The following is an 11520-nucleotide window of genomic DNA, read 5'->3' as shown; positions in this document are numbered from 1 at the left end:
TCGGGGGCGCGGGTGACGATCGCGGCGTGCGACGTGGCCGACCGGGACGCCCTAGCCGGGCTGCTGGCCGAGCTGGGCGAGCCCGTCCGCGCCGTGATCCACGCCGCCGGGGCGGCGCAGTCCACCCCGCTCGCCGAGATGACCGCCGACGAGCTGACCCACGTCCTGCTGGCCAAGGTCGACGGTGCGGCGAACCTGGACGAGCTGCTGTCCGACGAGGCGCTGGACGCGTTCGTGGTGTTCTCGTCGATCGCCGGGGTGTGGGGTTCGGCGGGCCAGGCCGGCTACGCCGCCGCCAACGCGTACCTCGACGGCCTGGTGGCGCGTCGGCGCGCCCGGGGCGCGGCCGGCACGGCGGTGGCCTGGGGCCCCTGGGCCGGCGCGGGCATGGCCCACGGCGAGCAGCAGGAGCAGCTCGGCCGTCGCGGGTTGCCGGCGCTCGCGCCGGAGCTGGCGGTCACCGCGTTGCAGGCCGCGCTGGACCGCGACGACACGTCGGTCGTCGTCGCCGACGTGGCCTGGGACCGGTTCGCCGCCTCGTTCACCGCACTGCGCCCCAGCCCACTGCTGGGCGGCATCCCCGAGGCCCGGACGACCGACCGGCAGGAGACCCCGCCGTCGGACGCGGGCGCGCCGCAGGCGCTGCGCGACCGGTTGGCCGCCGCCGGCGCGGCCGAGCGGGAGCGCATCCTGCTCGACCTCGTACGCCACAGCGCGGCCACGGTCCTCGGCCACCGCACCCCGGCCGCGATCCGCGCCGGGCGGGGCTTCCTGGAACTCGGCTTCGACTCGCTCACCGCCGTCGAGCTGCGCAACCGGCTCACCGCCGAGACCGGCCTCGCCCTGCCCACCACCCTCGTCTTCGACCACCCGACGCCGGCGGCCCTCGCCGACCACCTGCGCGCCGAGCTGGCCCCCGCCGCCCCGGCCACCCCGGTCGTCGCCGAGATCGACCGGCTGGACCAGCTGCTGCGCACGGCCCCGGCGGAGCAGCGCGACGACGCGGAGATCACCCGCCGGCTGGAGGACCTGCTCTCCCGGTGGCGGGCCGCCAGCCGGCCGGCGCCCGCGAGCGACCCCGCCGACGACCTGGCGGAAGACCTGGCGGACGCGAGCGAGGACGACATCTTCGACATCATCCAGCGGGAGTTCGGCAAGTCCTGACCGTCGCCCGCCCTAGGGGTGGGCCGGTCGCATCTAGGGGTGTGCGCCGCCTGTCGGGCTCCGTAGGGTCGGAGCCCGACAGGCGGATGCCGTCCCGCGCCGGTGCGCGGACGGGCGGTGGGGGTGCACGCGGGTGCCCGGAGGGACGGGAGGTTCCGTGTGACCGGCTCCCACGGCCGCCAGCTACTCGCGATCAGCGACCTGCACGTCGTGTACGCGGAGAACCGCGCGCTCGTCGAGGCCATGCGCCCGAACAGCGACGACGACTGGCTGATCGTCGCCGGCGACGTCGGCGAGTTCGTCGCCGACATCGAGTGGGCGCTCGGCCTGCTCCGGGACCGCTTCGCCAAGGTGGTCTGGGCGCCCGGCAACCACGAGCTGTGGACGCCCCGCGACGACCCGAACCAGCTGCGCGGCGAGGCCCGCTACCGACACCTCGTGGAGCTGTGCCGCCGCCTCGGCGTGGTCACCCCCGAGGATCCGTACCCGGTGTGGGACGCCGACGGCGACCCCGTCCTGATCGTCCCGCTCTTCGTCGGGTACGACTACACGTGGCGGCCCCCCGGCACGTACACCCGGGAGCAGGCCCTCGCCCGGGCGCACGAGACGGGCGTCGTCTGCACCGACGAGATCCTGCTGCACCCGGACCCGTACCCGAGCCGGGACGCCTGGTGCCGGGCGCGGGTGATCCAGACCGAGCGGCGGCTCGACGCGGAACGCGGCGGGCTGCCCACCGTCCTGGTCAACCACTACCCGCTGGTCCGCGAGCCGACCCGCATCCTGCGCTACCCCGAGTTCGCCCAGTGGTGCGGCACCGACCTCACTGCGGACTGGCACCTGCGCTACGACACCCGCGTCGCCGTCTACGGCCACCTGCACATCCCCCGCACCACCTGGTACGACGGGATCCGGTTCGAGGAGGTCTCCGTCGGCTACCCGCGCGAGTGGCGACGCCGCGCCAACCCGCCGGGACAACTCCGGTCGATCCTGCCGGCCCCCGCCCGGCGCCCCGCCTGACCACCCCTCCAGCGGGCGTCGCCGCGCGTCGCCGCGACCCACTCCGGCCTGCGCTTATTCGGTTTGTCCGGCGGCCCGCACGCCCGGCTGAATGAGGGGTCCGTAGGGGTTGGGCCGCAGATCAGCGCTCAGTACCGTCCACACACGGTGGCGGTCAGGTGCCGGCATTGCGGGGTCGGACGGTGCGGTGGCGTGCGCGTGATCAGCGGTGAGGAAACACATTGAAGCGCTAGGTGGTTCTCTCGCCATCGGTCCTCTCCGGTCAATTACGCCGAGTCGAATCGATGGCTTGCTCAATGTTCGGCGGAATTGATCGGTAGCAAGCTCCGGGCGGGTGGGTCATGGCGGACGACGAAAAGCTCCTCGAACACCTGAAGTGGGTGACCACCGAGCTCCGCCAGGCGCACCGGCGCCTGCGGGAACTGGAGAGCTCCGAGCCGGAGCCGATCGCCATCGTGGGCATGGCGTGCCGGTTCCCCGGCGGGGTGGGCTCACCCGAGGAACTGTGGGACCTGGTGGCCGCCGGCGCGGACGCGACCGGGACGTTCCCCGACGACCGCGGCTGGGACCTGGCGGCGCTGTACCACCCGGACCCCGACCACCCCGGCACCTCGTACAGCGACCGTGGCGGCTTCCTGCGCGACGCCGGCCACTTCGACCCGACGCTGTTCGGCATCTCCCCGCGCGAGGCCCTCGCCATGGACCCGCAGCAGCGCCTGCTGCTGGAGACCACCTGGGAGGTGTTCGAGCGCGCCGGCATCGACGCGAACTCGCTGCGCGGCAGCCGCACCGGCGTCTTCGTCGGCACCGCCGGCCAGGACTACGCCACGGTGCTCCGCCGCCTTCCCGAGGGCGCCGAGGGGTACGTGCTCACCGGCACCGCCGCCAGCGTCATCTCCGGCCGGCTCGCCTACTCGTTCGGCCTCGAAGGGCCGGCCGTCACCATCGACACCGCCTGCTCCTCGTCCCTGGTCGCCCTGCACCTGGCCAGCCAGGCCCTGCGCGACGGCGAGTGCAGCCTCGCCGTCGCCGGCGGCGTCAGCGTCATGGCCACCCCCGGCGGCTTCATCGAGTTCTCCCGCCAGCGCGGCCTCGCCTCCGACGGTCGCTGCAAGGCGTTCTCCGCCGACGCCGACGGCACCGGCTGGTCCGAGGGCGTCGGCATGCTGCTCGTCGAACGGCTCTCCGACGCCCAGCGCAACGGGCGACGCATCCTCGCCGTCATCCGGGGCAGCGCCGTCAACCAGGACGGCGCCAGCAGCGGCCTCACCGCCCCCAACGGCCCCGCCCAGCAGCGCGTCATCCGCCAAGCCCTGGAGAACGCCCGCCTCGCCCCCGCCGACGTCGACGCCGTCGAGGCGCACGGCACCGGCACCCGGCTCGGCGACCCCATCGAGGCACAGGCGCTGCTCGCGACGTACGGGCAGGACCGACCCACCGACCGCCCACTGTGGCTCGGTTCGCTGAAGTCGAACATCGGGCACACCCAGGCCGCCGCCGGCGTCGCCGGGGTCATCAAGATGGTGCAGGCGATGCGGCACGGGCTGCTCCCCGCGACCCTGCACGTCGAGACCGCGTCCCCGCACATCGACTGGTCGGCCGGCGCCGTCTCGCTGCTCACCGAGGCGCGGCCGTGGGCCGACGCGGACGACCGGCCCCGGCGGGCCGCGGTCTCCTCGTTCGGCATGAGCGGCACCAACGCCCACCTCATCCTGGAGCAGGCGCCCGAGCCCACGGCCGAGCCGGCCGCCGAGCCCGCCCCGCGCGCGCTCCCGGTGGTTCCGGTGCTGCTCTCGGCCGCCCAGGCCGCCGCCCTGCCGGCCCAGGCCGAGCGGTGGGCGGCCGCGCTCGCCGCCGACCCGGTCCTGCGCCCGCTCGACGTGGCCTTCTCGTCGGTGGTCGCCCGGGCAGCCCTGGACCACCGGGCCGTGGTCGCCGCCGCGGGCCGGGACGACCTGCTGGCCGGGCTGCGTGCCCTGGCGGCCGGTGAGCCGTCCGGCGCGGTGGTCGCCGGTCAGGCCGGGGACCGGGGCTCGCTCGCGGTGCTGTTCTCCGGTCAGGGAGCCCAGCGCGCCGGGATGGGCCGCGAGTTGTACGAGACCTTCCCCGTCTTCGCGTCGGCGCTGGACGAGGTGTGCGGGCACCTGGACCGGGTGTTGCCGCAGCCGCTTCGTGAGGTCCTGTTCGCGCCCGACGGCTCGCCGGAGGCGGGCCTGCTGGACCAGACCGTGTTCACCCAGGCCGGGCTGTTCGCCGTCGAGGTGGCGCTGTTCCGCCTCGTGGAGTCGTTCGGGGTCGTGCCGGACTTCGTGGGCGGCCACTCGGTCGGGGAGATCACGGCCGCGTACGTGGCCGGGGTGCTGACGCTGAAGGACGCGTGCGCCCTGGTCGCGGCCCGCGGCAAGCTGATGCAGGCGTTGCCGGCCGGCGGCGGGATGCTGGCGGTGAACGCGCCCGAGGCCGAGGTGCTGGCCTCGCTGGACGGGCTGACCGACCGGCTGGGCATCGCGGCGGTCAACGGCCCGTCCTCCGTCGTCGTCTCGGGTGCGGTGGAGGCCCTGGACGAGGTGGCGCGGGCCTGGCGGGAGCGGGGCGTCCGGACGCGGCGGCTGACGGTCAGCCACGCGTTCCACAGCCCGCTGATGGAGCCGATGCTGGCGACGTTCCGCCGCATCCTCGGCAAGCTGACGTTCTCCGCCCCGACGCTGCCGATCGTGTCCAACCTGACCGGAGCCCTCGCGGACCCCGAGGAGATCCGCACCGCCGACTACTGGGTCCGGCACGTCCGCGAGGCCGTCCGGTACGCCGACGGGATCGCCGCCCTGCGCGCGGCCGGCGCCGACACGTTCCTGGAGATCGGCCCGCAGAGCGTCCTCACCGCGCTGACCGGCGACATCCTGCCCGGCGACGACGACGTGCTCGCCGTCGCGGCCCAGCGCAAGGACCGGCCCGAGGCGCACGCCCTGCTCGTCGCCCTCGGCGACCTGCACGTCCACGGCGTCCCCGTCACCTGGCAGGCGTGGTTCGCCGACACCTCCGCGGCGCGGGTGGACCTGCCGACGTACGCGTTCCAGCGGGAGCGGTTCTGGCCCGAGGTGGGGTCGTGGCGGGTCGGTGACGTCTCCGGTGCGGGTCTCGGGGTTGCCGGTCATCCGCTGCTGGGTGCGGCGGTGCGCCTGGCGGGTGACGACGAGGTGGTGTTGACGGGTCGGTTGGCGTTGTCGTCGCATCCGTGGTTGGGCGATCACGTGGTGTCGGGTGCGGTGGTGGTGCCGGGCACGGCTCTGGTGGAGTTGGTGGTGCGGGCCGGCGACGAGGTGGGTTCGTCGCGGGTGCGGGAGCTGACCGTCTCGGCGCCGCTGGCGTTGCCGGCGTCCGGTGCGGTGCGGGTGCAGGTGCGCGTCGGCGCGGCGGAGGAGTCCGGGGCGCGCCAGGTGACGGTGCACTCGCAGCCGGAGGAGGACGTCGAGGCGGAGTGGGTCCGGCACGCCGAGGGTGTGCTGGAGCCCGCCGCCGCCGAGGAGCCGACCGTCGGTGCCTGGCCGCCGGCCGGGGCGTCCGAGGTGGAACTGGCCGGCTGGTATCCGGCCTTCGCGGAGCACGGGCTGTCGTACGGGCCGGTGTTCCAGGGGTTGCGGCGGGTGTGGGCCGGCGACGGCGAGCTGTACGCCGAGGTGGCCCTGCCCGACCAGGCAGCGGGCGACGCGACGGGATTCGGGGTGCACCCGGCGCTGCTGGATGCCGCGCTGCACCCGATCGGGCTGCTCGACGCCGGGACCGGTTCCGGTCCGCGGGTGCCGTTCGCGTTCGAGGGTGTGCAGGTGCACGCGTCGGGTGCGTCCGTGTTGCGGGTGCGGTTGACCCGTGCGGGTTCCGGGGTGCGTCTGGTTGCGGTGGACGGGTCGGGTGCGCCGGTGGTGTCGGTGGACTCGCTCGTGTTGCGGGAGATGGGCGCGGTGTCGGCCTCGGCCGGGACCGACCGGTCGCTGTTCGAGGTGTCGTGGCGGGCCGAGGAGGTGACCCCGGCCGGGGACGTCTCGGGTTGGGCGGTGCTGGGCGGCGTCGAGCTGCCGGGTGTGCCGGTGTTCGGGGACGTGGCGGCGCTGGTGGCGGCCGTGGAGGCGGGGGAGCACGCGCCGAGGGCGGTGCTGTTGCCGGTGCCCGTGGCCGCTGATCTGGCGGCTCCGGCAGCGGTTCGGTCGGTGACGACCGAGATGCTGGCGGTGGTGCAGTCGTGGTTGGCCGTCGAGTCGCTGGCGGACGTGCGGCTGGTGGTGGTGACGCGGGGCGCGGTGGTGGCCCGCGACGAGGACCGGGTCGACGACCTCGCGGGTGCGGCGGTGTGGGGTCTGCTGCGGTCGGCGCAGTCGGAGCACCCGGACCGGATCGTCCTGGCCGACCTCGACCGGGAGCCGGACGCCGACGCGCTGGCCGTCCTCGCCGCCGTGGCCGACGACCCGGCCCCCACCGGGGGGCAGCTGGCGATCCGTGAGGGCGCCGTGCTCGTACCCCGGCTGACGCGCCTCACCGGCGCGGAGCTGGTGCCGCCGGTGACGGGCCTCTGGCACCTCGCGCCCGTCAGGCCCGGAACGCTGGATGGCATCGATCTGGTGCCCGCCCCGGCGGTGAAGCTCGGCCCGGGCCAGGTACGGATCGCCGTCCGCGCCACGGGCGTGAACTTCCGGGACGTGTTGATCGCCCTGGGCATGTACCCGGACCCGGCCGCCAGGATGGGCAGCGAGGGCGCCGGCGTCGTGCTGGAGGTCGGCCCCGGCGTCGACGGCCTGGTCCCCGGCGATCGGGTGATGGGCATGTTCGAGCCCGGCTTCGGCCCCCAGGCCGTCGCCGAGCGGGAGCGGATCGCGAAGATCCCCGCCGGCTGGTCGTTCGCCCAGGCGGCGTCCGTCCCGCTCGTCTTCCTGACGGCGTACTACGCGTTGCATGACCTGGCCGGTTTGCGGGCGGGGGAGTCGGTGCTGGTCCACTCGGGTGCGGGTGGGGTCGGTATGGCGGCGATCCAGTTGGCGCAGCATTTCGGTGCGACGGTGTATGCGACCGCCAGCCCGGGCAAGTGGGGCGTGCTGCGCGGTTTGGGTGTGGCGGAGGAGCGGATCGCGTCGTCGCGGTCGACGGAGTTCGAGCAGACGTTCGCCTCGGTCAGCGGTGGCGCGGGTGTGGACGTCGTGTTGGACGCGCTCGCGGGTGAGTTCGTGGACGCGTCGCTGCGCCTGCTGCCGCGTGGTGGCCGGTTCGTGGAGATGGGCAAGACGGATGTCCGCGACCCGGAGCAGGTGGCGCAGCGGCATCCGGGTGTGGCCTATCGGGCGTTCGATCTGAACGAGGCCGGTGGGGTGCGGATCGGGCAGATGCTCGCCGAGTTGCTGGCTCTGTTCGAGCGGGGTGTGCTCCGTCCGTTGCCGGTGCGGGTGTGGGATGTGCGGCAGGCGCGGGCGGCGTTGCGGCACATCAGTCAGGCCCGCCACGTCGGCAAGGTCGTGCTGCGGGTTCCGGCGCCGGTGGACCCGGACGGGACCGTGCTGGTCACCGGGGCGTCGGGCACTCTCGCCGGGGTGGTGGCCCGGCACCTTGTCGGCACGGGCCAGGCCCGCCGGCTGCTGCTGGCGTCGCGTCGCCTGCCCGCCGAGGGCACGGAGTACGCGGCGCTGGTCGCGGAGCTGACCGAGGCGGGTGCCACGGTCGACGCCGTCGCGGTGGACGTCAGCGACCCGCAGCAGGTGGCGGACGTGGTGGCCGGGGCGGATCGGTTGACGGCGGTCGTGCACTGCGCGGGTGTGCTGGCGGACGCGACGATCACGTCGCTGGACGCCGAGGCGGTCGGCGCGGTGATGGGGCCGAAGGTCGACGGCGCATGGGCGCTGCACGAGGCGACCGCCGACTTGGACCTGAGCGCGTTCGTGGTGTTCTCGTCTATCGCGGCCACCCTGGGTTCGCCCGGGCAGGGCAACTACGCTGCGGCGAACGCGTTCCTGGACGCCCTGGCGTACCACCGTCGGGAGCGGGGCCTGCCGGCCACCAGCATCGGCTGGGGCATGTGGGCCACCACCAGCAGCATGACCGCCCACCTCGACCGGGACGACCAGCAGCGGCTGGGGCGACTGGGCATGACCCCCCTGCCCGCCGATGAGGGCGCCGCCCTGTTCGACGCGGCGGCCGCCAAGGCGCTGCCCAACATCGCGGCGGCGCGGCTGCGGATCACCGCCGACGCCGCCCAGGTCCCGCCGATCGTGCGGCTGCTCGCCCGGGCGGTCGGGCGCCGGCAGGCGGGTGGCGCTGCCACCACGACCGGTTCCTCCTGGCGTGACCGGCTGGTCGGGCTGTCGCAGGACGACGCCCGTCGGCTGTTGGTGGACCTTGTGTGTGGGCAGGCGGCGGCGGTGCTGGGGCACGCGTCGGCGCAGGCGGTGCCGGGTGGTCGGGCGTTCAAGGAGTTGGGCTTCGACTCGTTGACGTCGGTGGAGTTGCGTAACCGGCTGGCCTCGGCGACCGGGTTGCGGCTGTCCGCCACCCTCGTCTTCGACTACCCCACCCCCGCCCGGCTCGCCGAGCACCTGCACGAGCAGTTGGGCGAGGTCACGGCTCGGGCGACCGCCGTCCGCGCGACCGGCGCGGCGGGCGCCGACGAGCCCGTCGCGATCGTCGGCATGGCCTGCCGGTACCCGGGCGGCGTCAGCACCCCCGAGCAACTGTGGGAGCTGGTCGCCTCGGGCGGGGACGCGATCGGCGGGTTCCCGGCCGACCGGGGTTGGGACCTCGACGCCCTGTACGACCCGGACGCCGACCGGGCGGGCACGTCGACGACCCGGCAGGGTGGCTTCCTGTACGACGCGGCGGAGTTCGATCCGGCGTTCTTCGGGATCTCGCCGCGCGAGGCGCTGGCGATGGACCCGCAGCAGCGGCTGCTGCTGGAGACCTCGTGGGAGGCGTTCGAGCACGCCGGCATCGACCCGGCCAGCCGGAACGGCACCGTCACCGGCGTCTTCATCGGCGCCGCCTCCTCCGGCTACGCCGCCACCGGCAGCGACGGCCTGGAGGGCCTGGAGGGCCACCTGCTCACCGGCACCGCCGGCAGTGTCGCCTCCGGCCGGGTGGCCTACACGTTCGGGCTGGAGGGCCCGGCGGTCACCGTCGACACGGCGTGCTCGTCGTCGCTGGTCGCCCTGCACCTCGCCGCGCAGGCGCTGCGCTCCGGCGAGTGCGAGATGGCCCTGGCCGGCGGCGTCGCGCTGATGGCCCAGCCCGGCATGTTTTCCGAGTTCTCGCGCCAGGGCGGCCTGGCCCCCGACGGTCGCTGCAAGGCGTTCGCCGCGGGCGCGGACGGCACCGGCTGGGGCGAGGGCGTCGGCATGCTGCTGGTGGAGCGGCTCTCCGACGCGCGGCGGCACGGGCACCGCGTCCTCGCCGTCATCCGGGGCACCGCCGTGAACCAGGACGGCGCCTCGAACGGCCTGACCGCGCCGAACGGGCCGTCGCAGCAGCGGGTGATCCGGCAGGCCCTGGCGAACGCCCGCCTGTCGAGCGTGGACGTGGACGCCGTCGAGGCGCACGGCACCGGCACCACCCTCGGTGACCCGATCGAGGCGCAGGCGCTGCTGGCCACGTACGGGCAGGACCGGCCGGCGGACCGGCCGCTGCTGCTGGGGTCGGTCAAGTCGAACATCGGGCACACGCAGGCCGCGGCCGGCGTGGCCGGTGTGATGAAGATGGTCCTGGCGATGCGGCACGGCGTCGTCCCGCCGACCCTGCACGTGGACGAGCCGTCCCCGCACATCGACTGGACCGCCGGCGCCGTCGCGCTCGCCACCGAGCCGACGCCCTGGCCGGCCGTCGACCGGCCGCGCCGCGCCGCTGTCTCCTCGTTCGGCATCTCCGGCACCAACGCCCACGCCATCATCGAGCAGGCACCCGCCGTCGACGCCCCGCCGACCAGCCCCGAGCCGGCCGACCGGCTGCCCGGTCTGGTCGCCGCCGACGCCGTGCCGCTGCTCGTCTCGGCCCGCAGCCCCCGGGCGCTGCGCGACCAGGCGGCCCGGCTCCGGGAGCGGCTCGCCGACCAACCGGACCTCGACCTCGTCGACGTCGCGTACTCGCTCGCCGCCGGCCGCGCCCACCACCCGTACCGGCAGGTCGCCGTCGCCGCCGACCGGGACGACGCGCTCGCCGGGCTCGCCGCGCTGACCCTGGCCGACCAGCCCGCCAGCGTCGGCGAGGACACCCCGAAGGTCGTCTTCGTCTTCCCCGGCCAGGGCTCCCAGTGGGCCGGGATGGCCCTCGACCTGCTGGAGTCGTCGCCCGTCTTCCGGGACCGGATGCGCGAGTGCGAGACCGAGCTGAGCCGGCTGGTCGACTGGTCCCTGGAGGACGTCCTGCGGGCCGCGCCGGACGCCCCGCCGATGGACCGGGTGGACGTCGTCCAGCCGCTGCTGTTCTCCGTCATGGTCTCCCTCGCCGAGCTGTGGCGGTCCTGCGGCGTCGTGCCGGACGCCGTCATCGGCCACTCCCAGGGCGAGATCGCCGCGGCCTGCGCGGCGGGCGCGCTCACCCTGCCCGACGCGATGCGGCTCGTCGTCGCCCGCAGCCGGGGCCTGCTGGCCATCTCCGGGCAGGGCGGCATGGTGTCCGTGCCGCTGTCCGCCGCCGACACCGAACAGCTGATCTCCCCGTGGGGGGACACCCTCTCCGTCGCCGCCCTCAACGGCGCCTCCGTGACCGTGGTGTCCGGCGACGCCGCGTCGGTCGCCGAACTGCTCGCGGTCTGCGCCGAGCGCGACATCCGCGCCCGGGAGATCGCCGTCGACTACGCGTCGCACTGCGCCCACGTCGAGGCCGTCCGCGACGACCTGGCGGCCGCCCTCGGCACGATCGAGGCTCGTCCGACCGATGTCGCCTTCCACTCCACCGTCACCGGCGAACTGCTCGACACGACCGAACTGGACGCCGACTACTGGTACCGGAACCTGCGCGAGCCCGTCCGGCTCGCGCCCGTCGTCGACGCGCTGATCGCCGCCGGCTTCCGGGCCTTCGTCGAGGTCAGCCCGCACCCCGTGCTCAAGGTCGTCGTCCAGGACGCCCTCGATCGGGCCGACGCGGGGCGGTCCGGCGGCGGCGTGGTCGTCGGCTCGCTGCGCCGCGACGAGGACGGCCGCCGCCAGCTGCTCGCCGCGCTGGCCGGGCTGCACGGCGCGGGCGTACGGGTCGACTGGGCCGCAGTCTTCGCCAGCTCCGGCGCGGCGCGGGTGGACCTGCCGACGTACGCGTTCCAGCGGGAGCGGTTCTGGCCCGAGGTGGGGTCGTGGCGGGTCGGTGACGTCTCCGGTGCGG

At 75.0% G+C, this 11520-nt stretch carries 3 protein-coding genes; all 3 read left to right on the top strand.

What is annotated here, in order from left to right; genetic code table 11:
• Window positions 1-1164, top strand: a 1164-nt coding sequence (locus tag ABZ793_RS34120) for a KR domain-containing protein (RefSeq protein ID WP_357465032.1), incomplete at its 5' end; no start/stop codon positions are given.
• A 159-nt stretch (window positions 1165-1323) separates the two neighbouring features.
• On the top strand, window positions 1324-2181 hold the full coding sequence (locus ABZ793_RS34115; protein ID WP_357465030.1) for a metallophosphoesterase: 858 nt from the start codon (window positions 1324-1326) through the stop codon (window positions 2179-2181).
• Between the two features lie 341 nt (window positions 2182-2522).
• On the top strand, window positions 2523-11520 hold an 8998-nt coding region (locus ABZ793_RS34110; RefSeq protein WP_357465028.1), incomplete at its 3' end, for an SDR family NAD(P)-dependent oxidoreductase.

Source organism: Micromonospora sp. NPDC047465 (genome assembly GCF_040643125.1).
In the GTDB taxonomy this organism is placed as follows: domain Bacteria; phylum Actinomycetota; class Actinomycetes; order Mycobacteriales; family Micromonosporaceae; genus Micromonospora.
This window is presented reverse-complemented; position numbering and strand designations above follow the sequence as displayed.